The 17,593-nt window shown below is 66.9% G+C and carries 18 protein-coding genes and 1 tRNA gene; all 19 read left to right on the top strand.

Annotation, left to right across the window (positions count from 1 at the left end; translation table 11 throughout):
• Positions 1–26: 26 nt before the first annotated feature.
• The 19 genes from AACH10_RS19290 to AACH10_RS19200 all read left to right on the top strand — a co-directional run bounded on the left by AACH10_RS19290 (position 27) and on the right by AACH10_RS19200 (position 17,577).
• Positions 27–111, top strand: a tRNA-Leu gene (locus tag AACH10_RS19290).
• 170 nt (positions 112–281) lie between these two features.
• Entirely contained in the window at positions 282–641 is a 360-nt protein-coding gene (locus AACH10_RS19285) for an NADH-quinone oxidoreductase subunit A (protein ID WP_341412114.1), read from the top strand.
• Between the two features lie 52 nt (positions 642–693).
• Entirely contained in the window at positions 694–1,173 is a 480-nt protein-coding gene (locus tag AACH10_RS19280) for a NuoB/complex I 20 kDa subunit family protein (protein ID WP_260785801.1), read from the top strand.
• A gap of 13 nt (positions 1,174–1,186) precedes the next feature.
• On the top strand, positions 1,187–1,786 hold the full coding sequence (locus AACH10_RS19275; RefSeq protein WP_341412113.1) for an NADH-quinone oxidoreductase subunit C: 600 nt from the start codon (positions 1,187–1,189) through the stop codon (positions 1,784–1,786).
• 25 nt (positions 1,787–1,811) lie between these two features.
• Positions 1,812–3,065: an NADH-quinone oxidoreductase subunit D gene (locus AACH10_RS19270; protein ID WP_341412112.1), complete on the top strand. Its 1,254-nt coding sequence runs from the start codon at positions 1,812–1,814 to the stop codon at positions 3,063–3,065.
• Positions 3,062–3,583 carry an NADH-quinone oxidoreductase subunit NuoE family protein gene (locus AACH10_RS19265; protein WP_341412111.1) on the top strand — a complete coding sequence of 174 codons (522 nt, stop codon included), beginning with the start codon at positions 3,062–3,064 and terminating at the stop codon, positions 3,581–3,583. Before AACH10_RS19270 ends, AACH10_RS19265 begins: the two co-directional genes overlap by 4 nt.
• 8 nt (positions 3,584–3,591) lie before the next feature.
• Complete coding sequence (gene nuoF, locus AACH10_RS19260) at positions 3,592–4,929, top strand: NADH-quinone oxidoreductase subunit NuoF (RefSeq protein WP_341412110.1); 1,338 nt, start codon at positions 3,592–3,594, stop codon at positions 4,927–4,929.
• An 18-nt stretch (positions 4,930–4,947) separates the two neighbouring features.
• Positions 4,948–7,269: an NADH-quinone oxidoreductase subunit NuoG gene (gene nuoG, locus AACH10_RS19255; RefSeq protein ID WP_341412109.1), complete on the top strand. Its 2,322-nt coding sequence runs from the start codon at positions 4,948–4,950 to the stop codon at positions 7,267–7,269.
• A 2-nt stretch (positions 7,270–7,271) separates the two neighbouring features.
• Positions 7,272–8,333: an NADH-quinone oxidoreductase subunit NuoH gene (gene nuoH, locus AACH10_RS19250; RefSeq protein ID WP_341412108.1), complete on the top strand. Its 1,062-nt coding sequence runs from the start codon at positions 7,272–7,274 to the stop codon at positions 8,331–8,333.
• Between the two features lie 7 nt (positions 8,334–8,340).
• Positions 8,341–8,838, top strand: coding sequence for an NADH-quinone oxidoreductase subunit NuoI (nuoI, locus tag AACH10_RS19245; protein ID WP_341412107.1), 498 nt, complete (start codon positions 8,341–8,343; stop codon positions 8,836–8,838).
• 63 nt (positions 8,839–8,901) lie between these two features.
• Positions 8,902–9,546, top strand: a complete 645-nt coding sequence (locus AACH10_RS19240) for an NADH-quinone oxidoreductase subunit J (protein WP_341412106.1) — start codon at positions 8,902–8,904, stop codon at positions 9,544–9,546.
• Complete coding sequence (nuoK, locus tag AACH10_RS19235; protein ID WP_341412105.1) at positions 9,543–9,860, top strand: NADH-quinone oxidoreductase subunit NuoK; 318 nt, start codon at positions 9,543–9,545, stop codon at positions 9,858–9,860. Before AACH10_RS19240 ends, nuoK begins: the two co-directional genes overlap by 4 nt.
• A 22-nt stretch (positions 9,861–9,882) precedes the next feature.
• Positions 9,883–11,910: an NADH-quinone oxidoreductase subunit L gene (gene nuoL, locus AACH10_RS19230; RefSeq protein ID WP_341412104.1), complete on the top strand. Its 2,028-nt coding sequence runs from the start codon at positions 9,883–9,885 to the stop codon at positions 11,908–11,910.
• Positions 11,911–11,932: 22 nt separating this feature from the next.
• A complete protein-coding gene (locus AACH10_RS19225) occupies positions 11,933–13,414 on the top strand; it encodes an NADH-quinone oxidoreductase subunit M (RefSeq protein WP_341412103.1) in 1,482 nt (493 codons plus the stop codon).
• A gap of 26 nt (positions 13,415–13,440) precedes the next feature.
• The gene (nuoN, locus tag AACH10_RS19220) at positions 13,441–14,922 is read left to right on the top strand and encodes an NADH-quinone oxidoreductase subunit NuoN (RefSeq protein ID WP_341412102.1); all 1,482 of its coding nucleotides are present in this window, start codon (positions 13,441–13,443) and stop codon (positions 14,920–14,922) included.
• 41 nt (positions 14,923–14,963) lie between these two features.
• Positions 14,964–15,269, top strand: coding sequence for a DUF2818 family protein (locus tag AACH10_RS19215; protein ID WP_341412101.1), 306 nt, complete (start codon positions 14,964–14,966; stop codon positions 15,267–15,269).
• Positions 15,262–15,870, top strand: coding sequence for an NUDIX domain-containing protein (locus tag AACH10_RS19210; RefSeq protein WP_341412100.1), 609 nt, complete (start codon positions 15,262–15,264; stop codon positions 15,868–15,870). Before AACH10_RS19215 ends, AACH10_RS19210 begins: the two co-directional genes overlap by 8 nt.
• 27 nt (positions 15,871–15,897) lie before the next feature.
• Positions 15,898–16,419: a DUF1178 family protein gene (locus tag AACH10_RS19205; RefSeq protein WP_341412099.1), complete on the top strand. Its 522-nt coding sequence runs from the start codon at positions 15,898–15,900 to the stop codon at positions 16,417–16,419.
• A 33-nt stretch (positions 16,420–16,452) separates the two neighbouring features.
• Positions 16,453–17,577, top strand: coding sequence for a helix-turn-helix domain-containing protein (locus AACH10_RS19200; RefSeq protein WP_341412098.1), 1,125 nt, complete (start codon positions 16,453–16,455; stop codon positions 17,575–17,577).
• The last annotated feature ends 16 nt before the right edge of the window (positions 17,578–17,593 follow it).

Here is a 17,593-nt window from a genome sequence, read left to right as displayed (position 1 = left end):
ACACTCAGGGTCGCAAGGCCCGCGTTGCCGTCGTGGTGAAATTGGTAGACACGCTATCTTGAGGGGGTAGTGGCGAAAGCTGTGCGAGTTCGAGTCTCGCCGACGGCACCAACGGAGTTCTAGGCAGGCCAGGGCCTCATCCGGCCCCTGGTTTGCGTGCCCCGGACACCCAGTGCCGGGCGCAGGCGCGGCGCGCTGTCGCGGGCGGTGTTGTTCCACTGCGGGCCAGCGCGCTTTTTTGTGGCCGGATGATCTGTCGATCACTGCCGCCGCACAAAGCCATGGACCTGCAACAGTACCTCCCTGTCATCCTGTTCATCCTGGTCGGCACCGGCGTTGGCATTGCGCCGCAGGTGCTTGGCTTCCTGCTCGGCCCGCAGCGGCCCGATGCGCAGAAGAACAGCCCGTACGAGTGCGGCTTCGAGGCCTTCGAGGACGCGCGCATGAAGTTCGATGTGCGCTACTACCTCGTCGCCATCCTCTTCATCCTGTTCGATCTGGAAATCGCCTTCCTGTTCCCCTGGGCGGTCGCGCTGCGCGACATCGGGGCGTCAGGCTTCTGGGCGATCATGATCTTCCTCGGCATTCTCGTGGTGGGCTTCATCTACGAGTGGAAGAAGGGCGCCCTCGACTGGGAGTGACCGGCTGCTGCCGCTCGCCACACCCCGAGACTGGACCACAAGGACAACAAGCATGGGCATCGAAGGCGTTCTGAAGGAAGGCTTCGTCACCACCTCGGTCGACAAGCTGATCAACTGGTCGAAGACCGGCTCGCTGTGGCCGATGACCTTCGGCCTGGCGTGCTGCGCGGTGGAGATGATCCACGCTGGCGCCGCGCGCTACGACATCGACCGCTTCGGCATGCTGTTCCGCCCGAGCCCGCGCCAGTCCGATCTGATGATCGTGGCCGGCACGCTGTGCAACAAGATGGGGCCGGCGCTGCGCAAGGTGTACGACCAGATGGCCGAGCCGCGCTGGGTGCTGAGCATGGGCTCGTGCGCCAACGGCGGCGGCTACTACCACTACAGCTACTCGGTGGTCCGTGGTTGCGACCGCATCGTGCCGGTGGATGTCTACGTGCCGGGCTGCCCGCCCACGGCCGAGGCGCTGCTCTACGGCATCCTGCAGCTGCAGGCCAAGATCCGCCGCGAAAACACCATCGCCCGCGCCTGAGGCAGCACATCTCATGACGCAACGTCTCGACCAACTGCAAGCCGCGCTGCAAGCCGCGCTCGGCGACAAGATCAAGAACCTCGTGCGCGACTGCGGCGAGATCACCCTCACCGTGGCGGCTGCCGATTACGCCGCCGTGGCACGTCGCCTGCACGACGACCCGACGCTGAAGTTCGAGCAGCTGATCGACCTGTGCGGCCTGGACTACAGCGGCTGGAAGGACCAGCCCTGGGATGGCCTGCGCTACTGCGTGGTGTCGCACCTGCTGAGCGTCAGCCTGAACTGGCGCGTGCGCCTGAAGGTCTTCGCGCCCGACGACGATCTGCCGGTCGTGGCCTCGGTCAGCGACATCTGGAGCGGTGCCAACTGGTTCGAGCGCGAGGCCTTCGACATGATCGGCGTGATCTTCGAAGGCCACGCCGACCTGCGTCGCATCCTGACCGACTACGGCTTCATCGGTCATCCGCTGCGCAAGGACTTCCCGGTCTCGGGCCATGTCGAGATGCGCTACGACGCCGAGCAGAAGCGGGTGGTCTACCAGCCGGTCACCATCGAGCCGCGCGAGATCACGCCGCGCATCATCCGCGAAGACAACTACGGCGGCCTGCACTGAGCCGTGGGCGAGAACCGGAACACGTATGGCTGAGATCAAAAACTACACGCTGAACTTCGGTCCCCAGCACCCGGCTGCGCACGGTGTGCTGCGCCTGGTGCTCGAGCTCGATGGTGAGGTGATCCAGCGCGCCGACCCGCACATCGGCCTGCTGCACCGTGCCACCGAGAAGCTGGCCGAGCAGAAGACCTTCATCCAGTCTCTGCCCTACATGGACCGTCTCGACTACGTGTCCATGATGTGCAACGAGCACGCCTACTGCCTCGCCATCGAGAAGATGCTGGGCATCGAGGTGCCGATCCGCGCCCAGTACATCCGCGTGATGTTCGCGGAGATCACGCGTCTGCTGAACCACCTGCTGTGGCTGGGCTGCCATGGCCTGGACTGCGGCGCGATGAACATCTGCATCTACTGCTTCCGCGAGCGGGAAGACCTGTTCGACATGTACGAAGCGGTGTCGGGTGCGCGCATGCACGCGGCCTACTTCCGTCCGGGTGGTGTCTACCGCGACCTGCCGGACAGCATGCCGCAGTACCAGGTCAGCAAGATCAAGAACGAGCGGGCGATCAAGGCGTTGAACGCCAACCGCCAAGGCTCGCTGCTGGATTTCATCGACGACTTCACCCAGCGCTTCCCGGCGCTGGTGGACGAGTACGAGACGCTGCTGACCGACAACCGCATCTGGAAGCAGCGCACGGTGGGCATCGGCGTGGTCACGCCCGAGCGCGCGCTGAACCTGGGCCTCACCGGCGCCATGCTGCGCGGTTCGGGCGTCGAGTGGGACCTGCGCAAGAAGCAGCCCTACGACGTGTACGACAAGATGGACTTCGACGTCCCGGTCGGCGTCAACGGCGACACGTACGACCGCTACCTGGTGCGCGTGGAAGAGATGCGCCAGTCCAACCGCATCATCAAGCAGTGCGTGGACTGGCTGCGCGCTAACCCGGGCCCGGTGATCACCGACAACCACAAGGTGGCGCCTCCGTCGCGCGTGGCGATGAAGAGCAGCATGGAGGAGTTGATCCACCACTTCAAGCTGTTCACCGAAGGCTTCCGCGTGCCCGAGGGCGAGGCCTACGCCGCCGTCGAGCACCCGAAGGGCGAGTTCGGCATCTACATCGTCAGCGATGGTGCCAACAAGCCGTACCGCCTGAAGATCCGGGCCCCGGGCTTTGCCCACCTGTCCGCGCTCGACGAAATGAGCCGCGGCCACATGATCGCCGACGCGGTGGCGATCATCGGCACCATGGACATCGTGTTCGGCGAGATCGATCGATGAGCAATCAAGCAGCTTCCCCGGCCGCGACCTACACGCTGTCCGCAGCGACGCGCGCCCGCTTCGACAAGGAAACCGCCAAGTACCCGGCCGAGCAGCGCCAGTCGGCCGTGATGGCCTGCCTGTCGATTGTTCAGCAGGAAGAAGGCTGGGTGTCCGGCGCGGCCGAGACGGCCATTGCCGAGTACCTGGGCATGGCGCCGATCGCCGTGCGCGAGGTGACCACCTTCTACAACATGTACAACCAGCGGCCGGTGGGCAAGTTCAAGCTCAACGTCTGCACCAACCTGCCGTGCCAGCTGCGCGACGGCCAGCGTGCGCTGGAGCACGTGCTGCAGAAGCTGGGCATCGAGGACGGCGGCACCACGCCCGATGGCCTGTTCACCGTGGCCAAGTGCGAGTGCCTGGGTGCCTGCGCCGACGCGCCGGTGGCCCTGGTCAATGACCGCCAGATGGTCAGCTACATGAGCAACGAGCGCCTCGACGCCCTGCTCGACACGCTGAAGGCGGCCGCCAAGTGAGCAACACGATGGTCGATCTCTCGAAGTTCCAGGCCAGTGGCCTGGAGACCTGCTTCCATGACCGCCACATCGAGCCGCAGATCTACGCGGGTCTGGATGGCAGCAACTGGCGGCTGAAGGACTACGAAGCCCGCGGTGGCTACCAGGCGCTGCGCAAGATCCTGGCGGCTGAAGGCGGCATGACGCCCGACCAGGTGGTGGCCGAGGTCAAGGCCTCGGGCCTGCGCGGCCGCGGCGGCGCCGGCTTCCCCACCGGCCTGAAGTGGAGCTTCATGCCGCGCGCGCTGCCGGTGCAGAAGTACCTGGTGTGCAACTCCGACGAGGGTGAGCCGGGCACGTGCAAGGACCGCGACATCCTGCGCTACAACCCGCACATCGTCATCGAGGGCATGATCATCGCGGCCTACGCGATGGGCATCTCGGTGGGCTACAACTACATCCACGGCGAGATCTTCGAGGTCTACGAGCGCTTCGAGGCGGCCCTGGAAGAAGCCCGTGCCGCCGGCTACCTGGGCGACCACATCCTGGGCAGCAAGCACAGCTTCCAGCTGTACGCGCACCACGGCTTTGGCGCCTACATCTGCGGCGAAGAAACCGCGCTGCTCGAGTCGCTGGAAGGCAAGAAGGGCCAGCCGCGCTTCAAGCCGCCGTTCCCGGCCAGCTTCGGCCTGTACGGCAAGCCGACCACGATCAACAACACCGAGACCTTCGCGGCGGTGCCCTGGATCATCCGCAACGGCGGCCAGGCCTACCTCGAGTGCGGCAAGCCGAACAACGGCGGCACCAAGATCTTCTCGATGGTGGGTGACGTGCAGCGCCCCGGCAACTACGAGATCCCGATGGGCACCTCGTTCGCCAAGCTGCTCGAGCTCGCCGGTGGCGTGAAGGGTGGCCGCAAGCTCAAGGCCGTGATTCCCGGCGGTTCGTCGGCGCCGGTGTTGCCGGCCAGCGTGATGATGGACTGCACGATGGACTATGACTCCATCAGCAAGGCCGGCTCCATGCTCGGCTCGGGCGCCGTGATCGTGATGGACGAGACCCGCTGCATGGTCAAGAGCCTGCTGCGCTTGTCGTACTTCTACAGCCACGAGTCCTGCGGTCAGTGCACGCCGTGCCGCGAAGGCACCGGCTGGCTGTGGCGTCTGGTCAACCGCATCGAGCACGGCGAAGGCCGCGCCGACGACCTCGCGCTGCTGGACAACGTGGCCGAGAACATCATGGGCCGCACCATCTGCGCGCTGGGTGACGCCGCCGCGATGCCCGTGCGCGGCATGCTCAAGCACTTCCGCGACGAGTTTGCCTACCACGTCGAACACAAGACCTGCATGGTCCCTGCGTACGTCTGAAAGGGGCAGGGTAGACACATGATCGAAATCGAACTCGACGGCCAGAAGGTCTCGGTGCCTGAAGGCAGCATGGTGATGCATGCGGCCGACGCGGCCGGCAAGACCATCCCGCACTTCTGCTACCACCGCAAGCTGTCCATCGCGGCCAACTGCCGCATGTGCCTGGTGGACATCGAGAAGGCGCCCAAGCCGATGCCGGCCTGCGCCACGCCGGTGACCCAGGGCATGATCGTGCGCACCCAGACCGACAAGGCCGTCAAGGCCCAGCAGTCGGTCATGGAGTTCCTGCTGATCAACCATCCGCTGGACTGCCCGATCTGCGACCAGGGTGGCGAATGCCAGCTGCAGGATCTGGCCGTGGGCTACGGCAAGGGCGCCTCGCGCTACCAGGAAGAAAAGCGCGTCGTGTTCCACAAGAACGTCGGCCCGCTGATCTCGATGGAGGAGATGAGCCGCTGCATCCACTGCACCCGCTGCGTGCGCTTCGGGCAAGAGATTGCCGGCGTGATGGAGCTGGGCATGATCCATCGCGGCGAGCACTCCGAGATCACCACCATGACCGGTGGCACGGTGGACAGCGAGCTGTCGGGCAACATGATCGACATCTGCCCGGTCGGCGCGCTCACCAGCAAGCCCTTCCGCTACAGCGCCCGCACCTGGGAACTGTCGCGCCGCAAGAGCGTGAGCCCGCATGACAGCACCGGCGCCAACCTGATCGTTCAGGTCAAGAACGGCCAGGTGCTGCGCGTGGTGCCGCTCGAGAACGAAGACGTCAACGAGTGCTGGATCGCCGACCGCGACCGCTTCAGCTATGAAGCGCTGAACAGCGATCAGCGCCTCACCCAGCCGCAGATCAAGCAGGGCGGTCAGTGGCAGACGGTGGACTGGACCACCGCGCTGAACTACGTGGCCGATGGCCTGAAGCGTGTGAAGGCCGAGCATGGTGTGGCCGGCATCGGTGCGCTGGGCAGTGCCCACCGCACGGTGGAAGAGCTGCACCTGTTGGCCAAGCTGGTGCGCGGCTTCGGCAGCGAGAGCATCGACACCCGCACCCGCCACGCCGACTTCGCCAACATGGCGCCGGTCGGCCAGGCGCAATGGCTGGGCACCACGATCGCGTCGCTGTCGACGCTGGAAGCGGCCTTCGTGGTCGGCTCGTTCTTGCGCAAGGACCATCCGCTGTTCGCGCAGCGCATCCGCCAGGCCGCGCGCAAGGGCGCTGCCGTGTTCAGCCTGAACGCGGTGCAGGACGACTGGGCCATGCCGCTGGCCGGCACGCTGACCGCCGCGCCCAGCGCCTGGGCACAAAGCCTGGCCAACGTGGCCGGCTACATCGCCAGTGCCAAGGGTGTGGCCGCGCCGGCCGCCGCCCTGGTGGACGCCGGTGCCGAGGCCGTCGCCCAGGCCCTGCTGAGCGGTGAGCGCAAGGCCGTGCTGCTGGGCAATGCCGCTGCGCAGCACCCGCAGGCCGGTGCGCTGCTGGCTCTGGCCCAGTGGATCGGCGCGCACACCGGTGCCAGCGTGGGCTACCTGAGCGCTGACGCCAACACCGTGGGCGCGCAACTGGTCAAGGCCCTGCCGGGCGCCGGTGGCCTGAACGCTGGCCAGATGCTGAGCCAACCCATGAAGGCCCTGCTGCTGCTGGACGTCGAGCCCGCGCTCGACGCCGCCGACGCCGCCGCGGCCAAGGCCGCCATGGCCGGTGCCGGCTTGGTGGTGGCCTTCACCTCGTTCAAGGACGCCGCGGTCGACAACGCCGATGTGCTGCTGCCGATCGCGCCGTTCACCGAGACCGGTGGCGCCTTCGTCAACGCCGAGGGTCGCGTGCAGGCCTTCCACGGCGTGACCAAGCCGCTGGGCGATGCCCGTCCGGCCTGGAAGGTGCTGCGCGTGCTGGGCAACCTGCTGGGCCTGGACGGCTTCAACCAAGAGACGGTGGAAGAAGTGCGGGCCGAGGCCCTGGGTGACGTCGCGACGCTGGCCCAGCGGCTGAACAACACGGCGTCGGCCGCCATCGCCGTGCCTGCGGCGGGCACCGGCCTGGAGCGTGTGGCCGACGTGCCGATCTACGCCGCCGACGCGCTGGTGCGCCGCGCACCCTCGCTGCAACGCACGGCCGACGCCCGTGCGCCGATGGCCGGCGTGCCGGCCGCGCTGTGGGCGCAGCTCGGCCTGGCCGAAGGCGCCAAGGTCAAGTTGAGCCAGGGCGGCGCCAGCGCCGTGCTGGCCGCACGCCTGGATGCCACGCTGGCCGCCAACGCCGTGCGCGTGCCGGCCGGCCATGCCGACACGGCCTCGCTGGGCGCCATGTTCGGCGCCATCGCGGTGGAGAAAGCCTGACCATGATCGACCAACTCAACCAGGCCGGCGCCGCGCTGATCGGCCCCACGCCATGGCTCGTGGTCTGGAGCCTGATCAAGATCGTGGCGGTGCTGCTGCCGCTGCTGGGCTGCGTGGCCTACCTCACGCTGTGGGAACGCAAGGGCATCGGCTTCACCCAGCTGCGCCCCGGTCCCAACCGCGTGGGCCCGTTCGGCCTGCTGACCCCGATCGCCGACGCGGTGAAGCTGATCTTCAAGGAGATCATCCGCCCCACCGCCGCCAACAAGGGCCTGTTCTTCCTGGGCCCCATCATGACCATCATGCCGGCGCTCGCCGCCTGGGCGGTGGTGCCCTTCGGGCCTGATGTCGCGCTGGCCAATGTCAACGCCGGCCTGCTGTTCCTGATGGCCATCACCTCGCTGGAGGTGTACGGCGTGATCATCGCCGGCTGGGCGTCGAACTCGAAGTACGCCTTCCTGGGTGCGCTGCGCGCCTCGGCACAGATGGTGAGCTACGAGATCGCGATGGGCTTCGCGCTGGTGATCGTGCTGATGGTCACCGGCTCGATGAACATGAGCGAGATCGTGGCCAGCCAGGGCAAGGGCACGATGGCCGACGCCGGCATGGGCTTCCTCAGCTGGAACTGGCTGCCGCTGCTGCCGGTGTTCCTGGTGTACTTCATCTCCGGCCTGGCCGAGACCAACCGCCACCCGTTCGACGTGGTGGAAGGCGAGTCGGAAATCGTGGCCGGTCACATGATCGAGTACTCGGGCATGTCGTTCGCCATGTTCTTCCTGGCCGAGTACGCCAACATGATCCTGGTCTCGATGCTGGCCGTGATCATGTTCCTGGGCGGCTGGCTGCCTCCGTTCGCCTTCCTCGACTTCATCCCCGGCTGGATCTGGCTGGCGGTCAAGGTCTTCGTGGTGGTCACGATGTTCCTGTGGGTGCGCGCCTCGTTCCCGCGCTACCGCTATGACCAGATCATGCGTCTGGGCTGGAAGATCTTCATCCCGGTCACGCTGGTGTGGCTGGTGGTGGTGGGCCTGTGGATGCAGACCCCGTTCAACATCTGGAAGTAAGAACACCATGGCTTCCCAGACGTCACTGAAAGACTTCGTCTCCAGCTTCATGCTGCTGGAGTTGTTCAAGGGCCTGAAGATCACCGGCAAGTACTTCTGGGCCAAGAAGATCACGGTCCAGTTCCCGGAAGAGAAGACGCCGCTGAGCCCGCGCTTTCGCGGCCTGCACGCACTGCGCCGGTATGAGAACGGCGAAGAGCGCTGCATCGCCTGCAAGCTGTGCGAGGCGGTGTGCCCGGCGATGGCCATCACCATCGAGGCGGGTGTGCGCGAGGACGGCACGCGCCGCACCACGCGCTACGACATCGACCTGACCAAGTGCATCTTCTGCGGCTTCTGCGAAGAGAGCTGCCCGGTTGACTCGATCGTCGAGACGCACATCTTCGAGTACCACGGTGAGAAGCGGGGCGACCTGTATTTCACCAAGGACATGCTGCTCGCAGTGGGCGACCGCTACGAGAAGGAAATCGCCGCCAACAAGGAGGCCGACGCGAAGTACCGCTGACGCCGTGCGGCGCGGGCCTCAACGCCCCGCCGCGCGCGTCTGTGACCGCTCGCGCACAAGACCATGACAACCACTGGCGCACTGTTCTATTTCTTCTCGGCCGTGCTGCTGTTCGCTTCGTTCCGTGTCATCACGGCGAAGAGCACGGTGCACTCGGCGCTGTTCCTGGTGCTGGCCTTCGCCAACGCTTCGGTGATCTGGATGCTGCTGAAGGCCGAGTTCCTGGCCATCACGCTGGTGCTGGTCTACGTGGGCGCGGTGATGGTGCTGTTCCTGTTCGTCGTGATGATGCTCGATCTGAATTCCGACGACTTCCGTGAGGGCTTTTGGAAGCATATGCCGCTGGCCGGCCTGATCGGTGCGGTGATCGCGCTCGAGATGGCCATGGTGCTGATGGGCGGCTTCCGCCTGACCGAGGCCCCGGCGCTGGATCCGGCGCTGGCCAAGCTGGGCAACAGCCGCCTGCTGGGCATCGAGATCTACACCAAGTACCTGTACCCGGTGCAACTGGCCGCAGTGCTGCTGCTGGTGGCCATCGTCGCCGCCGTGGCGCTCACCCTGCGCCGCCGCAAGGACAGCCGCTACCTCGACCCGAGCGAGCAGGTCAAGGCGCGCAAGGCCGACCGCGTGCGCATCGTGAAGATGGCCGCGGTCGTGGACGCGCCGTCGGCCCCGGCCGTCGCCGCCACCGAGGAGAAGAAGGCATGAGTCTCGGACCCATCACGCTGGGCCACTACCTGTCGCTGGGTGGCCTGCTGTTCGCCCTGTCGGTGATCGGCATCTACATGAACCGGCGCAACCTGATCGTGCTGCTGATGGCCATCGAGCTGATGCTGCTGGCGGTCAACATGAACTTCGTGGCCTTCTCGCACTACCTGGGCGACATGGGTGGCCAGGTGTTCGTGTTCTTCATCCTGACGGTGGCGGCGGCCGAGTCGGCCATCGGTCTGGCGATCCTGGTCGTGCTGTTCCGCAACCGCGCCACGATCAACGTCGAAGAACTCGACACCCTGAAGGGCTGAGGCTGAGGCAGGGCACAACAACATGGCTGCAACATTGAATCCCACGCTGCTGCTGGCGGTGCCACTGGCGCCGCTGGTTGGCGCCACGCTGGCCGGCTTCTTCGGCAAGGCCATCGGCCGCGCCGGTGCGCACACGGTCACCATCCTGGGCGTGCTGGTCGCGTTCGTGATCTCGGCGATGACGCTCAACGACGTCATCCACGGCGCCCGCTACTCGGGCACCGTGTACGAGTGGATGGTGCTGGGCGACTTCAAGATGGAAGTCGGCTTCCTGGTCGACGGCCTGACCGCAATGATGATGTGCGTGGTGACCTTCGTGTCGCTGATGGTGCACGTCTACACCATCGGCTACATGCACGAGGACCCGGGCTACCAGCGCTTCTTCTCGTACATCTCGCTGTTCACCTTCTCGATGCTCATGCTGGTCATGAGCAACAACTTCCTGCAGCTGTTCTTCGGCTGGGAAGCGGTGGGCCTGGTGTCGTACCTGCTGATCGGCTTCTGGTACACCAAGCCGACGGCCATCTTCGCCAACATGAAGGCCTTCCTGGTGAACCGGGTCGGCGACTTCGGCTTCATCCTGGGCATCGGCCTGATCGCCGCCTACGCCGGCACGCTGAACTACGGCGAAACCTTCGCCAAGGCCAATGACCTGGCCAAGCTGAGCTTCCCCGGCACCGACTGGATGCTGTTGTCGGTGGCCTGCATCTGCCTGTTCATCGGCGCCATGGGCAAGAGCGCGCAGTTCCCGTTGCACGTGTGGCTGCCCGATTCGATGGAAGGTCCGACGCCGATCTCGGCGCTGATCCACGCCGCCACGATGGTGACGGCCGGCATCTTCATGGTGGCGCGCATGTCGCCGCTGTACGAACTGAGCGACGCCGCGCTGAACTTCGTGCTGGTGATCGGCTCGATCACGGCGCTGTTCATGGGCTTCCTGGGCATCATCCAGAACGACATCAAGCGCGTGGTGGCCTACTCCACGCTGTCGCAGCTGGGCTACATGACCGTGGCACTGGGCGTCTCGGCCTATTCGGTGGCCGTGTTCCACCTGATGACCCACGCGTTCTTCAAGGCGCTGCTGTTCCTGGGCGCCGGCTCGGTGATCATGGGCATGCACCACGACCAGGACATCCGCAACATGGGTGGTCTGTGGAAGCACATGAAGATCACCTGGATCACCTCGCTGCTGGGCAGCCTGGCGCTGATCGGCACGCCGTTCTTCGCCGGCTTCTACTCGAAGGATTCGATCATCGAGGCGGTGCACGCCAGCCATCTGCCGGCGGCGCACTGGGCCTACTTCGCGGTGGTCTGCGGCGTGTTCGTCACGGCCTTCTACTCGTTCCGGATGTACTTCCTGGTCTTCCACGGCAAGGAGCACTTCCACCACAAACCGTTCCCGGGTGAGCACGACCACCACGACGAAGATCACGGGCATGGTCATGACCACACGCCGCACGAGTCGCCCTGGGTCGTCACGCTGCCGCTGGTGCTGCTGGCCATCCCCTCGGTGGTGATCGGCTACCTGGCCATCCAGCCGATGCTGTACGGCGACTTCTTCAAGGACGCGATCTTCGTCAACGGTGAGCACCACCATGCGATGAAGGAACTGGCCGCCGAGTTCCACGGTGCCGCCGCGATGGCCATGCATGCCTTCGGCACGCTGCCGTTCTGGCTGGCCATGGGTGGTGTGGCCACGGCCTTCGTGTTCTACATGGTCGCGCCCAGCATCCCGACGATGTTCGCCAAGGTGCTGCGTCCGGTGATCGTGATCCTCGAGAACAAGTATTTCTTCGACTGGTTCAACGAGCATGTGCTGGCCGCTGGTGCCCGCCTGCTGGGCCGCGGCCTGTGGAAGGGCGGCGACCAGGGCCTGATCGACGGGCTGCTGATCAATGGCTCGGCGCGCCTGGTCGGCGCATTCGCCGGCCTCACCCGGCTGGTGCAGACCGGTCACCTTTACTGGTATGCCCTGGTGATGCTGCTGGGCGTGTTCGGCCTGCTGACCTGGCAACTGTGGCCGGCGCTGTCCGGCGTGGCCGGTCGCTGAACGGGCAGGGCGGAGAACAAGAATGGGCTTTGGTCTTCTGAGTGTTTCGATCTGGCTGCCGATCGCGTTCGGCATCCTGCTGCTGGCCATCGGCCGGGACGACAACGCGGGCACGGTGCGCTGGGTGGCGCTGCTGGGCGCGCTGGTCAGCTTCCTGGTCACGCTGCCGCTGATCACCGGCTTCCACCTCGACACCGCGGCGCTGCAGTTCCAGGAGAACCTGCCGTGGATCGAGCGCTTCAACGTGCGCTACCACCTGGGTGTCGATGGCATCTCGGTGTGGTTCGTGCTGCTCACCGCGTTCATCACGGTGATCGTGGTCATCGCCGCGTGGGAGGTGATCACCGAGCGCGTTCACCAGTACATGGGCGCGTTCCTGGTCCTGTCGGGCCTGATGGTGGGCGTGTTCGCGGCGGCCGACGGTCTGCTGTTCTACGTGTTCTTCGAGGCCACGCTGATCCCGATGTACATCATCATCGGCGTCTGGGGCGGCCCGCGCCGGGTGTACGCGGCGTTCAAGTTCTTCCTGTACACGCTGGCCGGCTCGCTGCTGATGCTGGTGGCGCTGATCTACCTGTACTACAAGTCGGGTGGCAGCTTCGACATCGCCGCCTGGCACAAGCTGCCGCTGCCGTTGAGCGCGCAGACACTGCTGTTCTTCGCCTTCTTCGCGGCCTTCTCGGTCAAGGTGCCGATGTGGCCGGTGCACACCTGGCTGCCCGACGCCCACGTCGAAGCGCCCACTGGCGGTTCGGTGGTGCTGGCGGCCATCATGCTGAAGCTGGGCGCCTATGGCTTCCTGCGCTTCTCGATGCCGATCGCCCCCGATGCCTCGCGTGAATACGCCTGGTTCATGATCGCACTGAGCCTGGTGGCGGTGATCTACATCGGCCTGGTCGCCCTGGTGCAGCAGGACATGAAGAAGCTGGTGGCCTACTCGTCCATCGCGCACATGGGCTTCGTGACGCTGGGCTTCTTCATCTTCAACGAGCTGGGTGTCTCGGGCGCCATCGTGCAGATGATCAGCCACGGCTTCGTGTCGGGCGCCATGTTCCTGGCCATCGGCGTGCTGTACGACCGCGTGCACAGCCGTGACATTGCCACCTACGGCGGCGTGGTCAACACCATGCCCAAGTTCGCGGCGTTCGCGCTGTTCTTCGCGATGGCCAACTGCGGCCTGCCGGCCACCGGCGGCTTCGTCGGCGAGTGGATGGTGATCCTGGGCACTGTGAAGGTGAACTTCTGGCTGGGCGCGCTGGCCGCCACGGCCCTGGTGTTCGGCGCTGCCTACACGCTGTGGATGTACAAGCGCGTGTACTTCGGCGCGGTCACCAACGACGAGGTCCGCAACCTCACCGACATCAACGGCCGTGAGTTCCTGCTGATGGCCGTGCTGGCGATCGCCACGCTGTGGATGGGCGTGTATCCCAAGCCCTTCACCGACGTGATGCACGTCTCGGTCACCGAGCTGCTGAAGCACGTCGCGATGTCCAAGCTGCAGTGAGCGCCCGTCGCACCAGGATCTAGAACATGAATGCAATGAACTGGCTCGTCGTCTACCCCGAGGCGCTGCTGCTGCTGGCCGCCTGCGTGGTGGCGCTGGTCGACCTGTTCGTCACCGACGAGCAGCGCCGTCCCACCTTCTGGCTGTGTCAGCTGGGCCTGGCCGCCGTGGCGGCCATGCACCTGGCGTACTACAACGACGGCGCCACCGTCTACGGCATGCAGCGCATGATGGTCAGCGACCCGATGGGTCATCTGCTGGCCTTCTTCGCGGTGGTGGCCACCATGGTGGCCGTGGCCTACGCCCAGCCCTACATCGCGGCGCGTGACATGCTCAAGGGCGAGTTCTTCTCGCTGACCATGTTCTCGTTGCTGGGCATCGCGGTGATGGTGTCGGCCAACAACTTCCTGGTCGTCTACATCGGCCTGGAGCTGATGAGCCTGTCGCTGTACGCGCTGGTGGCGCTGCGCCGTGACCACGGCGTGTCCACCGAGGCCGCGATGAAGTACTTCGTGCTGGGCGCGCTGGCCTCGGGCTTCCTGCTCTACGGCCTGTCGATGATGTACGGCGCCACCAAGTCGCTGGAGATCAACGAGGTCTTCACCGCCATCGGCACCGGCCGCATCAACCCCACCGTGCTGACCTTCGGCGTGGTGTTCGTCGTCGCCGGCCTGGCCTTCAAGCTGGGTGTGGTGCCGTTCCACATGTGGGTGCCCGACGTCTACCAGGGTGCCCCGACGGCCGTCACGCTGATGATCGGTGGCGCGCCCAAGCTGGCCGCGTTCGCGATCACCATCCGTCTGCTGGTCGAGGGCATGCTGGGTCTGGCGGTCGACTGGCAGCAGATGCTGGTGGTGCTGGCCGTGTGCTCGCTGGTGGTGGGCAACCTGGCCGCCATCGCGCAGACCAACCTGAAGCGCATGCTGGCCTACTCCACCATCTCGCAGATGGGCTTCATGCTGCTTGGCATGACCGCCGGCGTGGTGAGCGGCAACACGCTGTCGGCCGGCAACGCCTACTCGTCGGCGATGTTCTACGCGGTGACCTATGTGCTCACCTCGCTGGGCACCTTCGGCCTGATCATGTTCATCAGCCGCCAGGGATTCGAGGCCGAGGAGATCTCCGACCTCGCGGGCCTGAACCAACGCGCACCGTGGCTGGCCGGCGTGATGACTGTCTTCATGTTCTCGCTGGCCGGCGTGCCGCCGATGGTGGGCTTCTACGCCAAGCTGGCCATCCTGCAGGCGCTGATCACCACCAACCTGCCGTTCTACATCGGTCTGGCCATCTTCGCCGTGGTGCTGAGCCTGATCGGCGCGTTCTACTACCTGCGCATCGTGAAGGTGATGTACTTCGACGCGCCGGCCGACAGGTCGCGTCCGGTGCGCAGCGCGGGTGTCAGCGCACTGCTGGCGCTGAACGGCGCGGCCGTGCTGGCCTTCGGCCTGCTGCCCGGTGGCCTGATGGCCATGTGCCGTGACGCCATCCTGAAGGCCCTGGCCACCTGAGCGGTCGCCGCCCGGCCACGCACGCCCCCGATCCCTCGCCGATGTCGACCACCGCACAGGCCTGGCTGCTGCTGCTGCTGGGCTTCGTGGCCGCGAACCTGCCCTTCGTCACCGAGCGCGTGCTGCTGGTGGGGCCGCTGCGCGCGCCCAAGGCGCTGGGCTGGCGTCTGCTGGAACTGGTGCTGCTCACCGGCGTGACGGTCGGTCTGGGCATGCTGATCGAGGCCCGCATCGGCCAGCGCAGCCCGCAGGGCTCGCAGTTCTATGCCGTGGCGCTGTGCCTGATGCTGACCTTCGCCTTCCCCGGCTTCACCTGGCGCTACCTGCGTCGCGGTCACGATGACTGAGCGCGGGGCACTGGCGCCCTCCGGCGCCAGCGACGCCCACCTGCTGGAGCAGTTCGCCGAAGGCGAGCAGGTGTTCCGGGGGCGTCTGCTGGATGTGCGCCGCGACACCGTGACGCTGCCCGGCGGCGATGCCGCCACGCGCGAGTACATCGTGCACCCCGGCGCGGTGATGGTGATTCCACTGCTCGACGACGGCCGCCTGGTGATGGAACGCCAGTTCCGCTACCCGGTGGGGCAGGTGCTGATCGAGTTCCCGGCCGGCAAGCTGGATCCGGGCGAGAGCATCCTGAGCTGCGCACGCCGCGAGCTGGCCGAGGAAACCGGCTACCGCGCCGCCGAGTGGGCGCGTGCCGGCGTCATCCACAACGCCTGCGCCTATTCCACCGAAGGCATCGAGCTGTGGTTCGCCCGCGGCCTGTCGCTGGGCGATCGGCAACTCGACCACGGCGAGCACATCGACCTGCTGATGCTCACCGTCGACGAGCTCGATGCGCTGGCCGGTCGCGGCGAGGTCACCGACGCCAAGACGCTGATCGGCCTGCAGTGGCTGCAGCGCTGGCAGGCCGGCGCATGGGTTCTGGACTGGCGTCCGGCACCCTGAACGCCGGCCGCGGATAATGTCGGCACGATGAAGGTGCTCGACCTGCGCTGTGGCCAGGGCCACGGCTTCGAAGGCTGGTTCGCGTCGGAAGACGACTTCCAGACGCAGCTGGCCGACGGCCGACTGGAATGCCCGCTGTGCGCCGACCGGGCCATCACCAAGCAGCTGAGTGCGCCGCGGCTGAACCTGTCCGGCGCACGCGCGCCGACCGCGCCGCCCGCCGCGCCGCATGACGCGCGTGCCCAGGCACCGGGCGCCGGTCCCGCGCCCGCCCAGCCTGCAGCGGCGGCGCCAGCCACTGCCGACGGGCCAGCCGCTCCGGCTGCGTTGCAGGCGCTGTGGCTCCAGGCCGTGCAGCACGTGCTGAAGAACACCGAGGATGTCGGCGAACGCTTCCCCGAGGAAGCCCGGCGCATCCATTACGGTGAGACCGAGCAGCGTGGCATCCGCGGCCTGGCCTCGCCCGAGGAGCGCGCGGCGCTGGCCGACGAAGGCATCGAGGTGGCGGCCTTGCCGCTGCCGGCCGGGCTCAAGGGCCCGGTGCAGTGACGCCGCACCGGCGCTGAACGGCAGGGCCGGCCCGTGCATCCGCCGACTGCGGCGCTGATCGAGGCCGGTCTGCGCGGCGGTTTCGTGGCGCTGATGTTGTTGCTGGCCTGGCGCCTGCTGCGCGGGCCGCGTGTGCCGGCGGCGGGCCTGGGCGTGCTGATGTGCCTGGGCTCGGCCGCGTACGCGCTGCAATCCACCCAGGCGGCCCAGGTGGCGGCCGGTCAGCTGCCGGGCTGGCAGTGGCCGCTGCAGGCGCTGATGAACGGCAACCCGGTGGTGATGTGGCTGCTGGCCTGCGCCCTGTTCGACGACGCGTTCCGCTTGCGCCGCTGGCATGCCGCGCTGTGGCTGGTCTGGGTGGGCATGAGCCTGGGCAACTGCACCCGCTGGCACCACCCCGCGCTGGCGCTGCTGGCCGGCGCGGGGCCGATCCTGTTCGCCGTGGCGGCGCTGTGGCCGATGCTGCGGTCCTGGCAGGGCGACCTGGTGGAGGCGCGCATCCGCTGGCGTGTGCGCATCCTGGCGGTGGTGCTGGGCTACAGCGTGCTGTCGGCGGTGGCCGGCATCCCGTCGCCGGCCAGCGCATCCAGCACCTGGGTGGGGCTGGTCGACGCGTTGGCGCTGTGTGCCGTGGCCGCCTTCGTGGCGTCGGCGCTGCTGGGCCTGGCGCCCGGCCTGTGGCTGCTGGTGCCGGCTGCGCCGGCACTCGCGCAGGGGCCTGTGGCTGCACCACAGCCTGGCAGACGGGTCGGGCTTGGCGAGCCAGGTGCGGCCGCCGGCGTGGCCTCGGCCGCCGCCGCGGACGATCCCGGTGCGTTGTCGCGCCTGCAGCGGGCCATGCAGCAGGAACAGATCTTCCGCCGCGAGGGCCTGACCATCGGTGCGCTGGCAGCCCACCTGGGCCTGCCGGAGTACCGCCTGCGGCGGGTCATCAATGGTCAGTTGGGCCAGCGCAACTTCAACGCCTACCTCAACGCCCACCGCATCGCCTGGGCGCGCGAGGCGCTGGCCGATCCCGCCCAGGCCGAGGTGCCGGTGCTCAGCCTGGCCACGGCGGCGGGATTCCAGTCGCTGGGCCCGTTCAACCGGGCGTTCAAGGCCGACACCGGCCTCACGCCCACCGAATTCCGCGCGCAGGCACTGGCCGAAAGGCGTTGAGCCCGCGCCGGGCTGG

This window comes from Pseudaquabacterium inlustre (assembly GCF_038066595.1).
In the GTDB taxonomy this organism is placed as follows: Bacteria; Pseudomonadota; Gammaproteobacteria; order Burkholderiales; family Burkholderiaceae_C; genus Pseudaquabacterium; species Pseudaquabacterium inlustre.
This window is presented reverse-complemented; position numbering and strand designations above follow the sequence as displayed.

Coding starts and splice junctions, on each gene's coding strand:
- AACH10_RS19270 (WP_341412112.1), top strand. CDS start 1,812: ATGGCTGAGATCAAAAACTACACGCTGAACTTCGGTCCCCAGCACCCG.
- nuoI (WP_341412107.1), top strand. CDS start 8,341: ATGGCTTCCCAGACGTCACTGAAAGACTTCGTCTCCAGCTTCATGCTG.
- AACH10_RS19210 (WP_341412100.1), top strand. CDS start 15,262: ATGACTGAGCGCGGGGCACTGGCGCCCTCCGGCGCCAGCGACGCCCAC.
- AACH10_RS19280 (WP_260785801.1), top strand. CDS start 694: ATGGGCATCGAAGGCGTTCTGAAGGAAGGCTTCGTCACCACCTCGGTC.
- nuoL (WP_341412104.1), top strand. CDS start 9,883: ATGGCTGCAACATTGAATCCCACGCTGCTGCTGGCGGTGCCACTGGCG.
- AACH10_RS19215 (WP_341412101.1), top strand. CDS start 14,964: ATGTCGACCACCGCACAGGCCTGGCTGCTGCTGCTGCTGGGCTTCGTG.
- AACH10_RS19205 (WP_341412099.1), top strand. CDS start 15,898: ATGAAGGTGCTCGACCTGCGCTGTGGCCAGGGCCACGGCTTCGAAGGC.
- nuoN (WP_341412102.1), top strand. CDS start 13,441: ATGAATGCAATGAACTGGCTCGTCGTCTACCCCGAGGCGCTGCTGCTG.
- AACH10_RS19285 (WP_341412114.1), top strand. CDS start 282: ATGGACCTGCAACAGTACCTCCCTGTCATCCTGTTCATCCTGGTCGGC.
- AACH10_RS19240 (WP_341412106.1), top strand. CDS start 8,902: ATGACAACCACTGGCGCACTGTTCTATTTCTTCTCGGCCGTGCTGCTG.
- AACH10_RS19275 (WP_341412113.1), top strand. CDS start 1,187: ATGACGCAACGTCTCGACCAACTGCAAGCCGCGCTGCAAGCCGCGCTC.
- nuoH (WP_341412108.1), top strand. CDS start 7,272: ATGATCGACCAACTCAACCAGGCCGGCGCCGCGCTGATCGGCCCCACG.
- nuoF (WP_341412110.1), top strand. CDS start 3,592: ATGGTCGATCTCTCGAAGTTCCAGGCCAGTGGCCTGGAGACCTGCTTC.
- AACH10_RS19265 (WP_341412111.1), top strand. CDS start 3,062: ATGAGCAATCAAGCAGCTTCCCCGGCCGCGACCTACACGCTGTCCGCA.
- nuoG (WP_341412109.1), top strand. CDS start 4,948: ATGATCGAAATCGAACTCGACGGCCAGAAGGTCTCGGTGCCTGAAGGC.
- AACH10_RS19225 (WP_341412103.1), top strand. CDS start 11,933: ATGGGCTTTGGTCTTCTGAGTGTTTCGATCTGGCTGCCGATCGCGTTC.
- nuoK (WP_341412105.1), top strand. CDS start 9,543: ATGAGTCTCGGACCCATCACGCTGGGCCACTACCTGTCGCTGGGTGGC.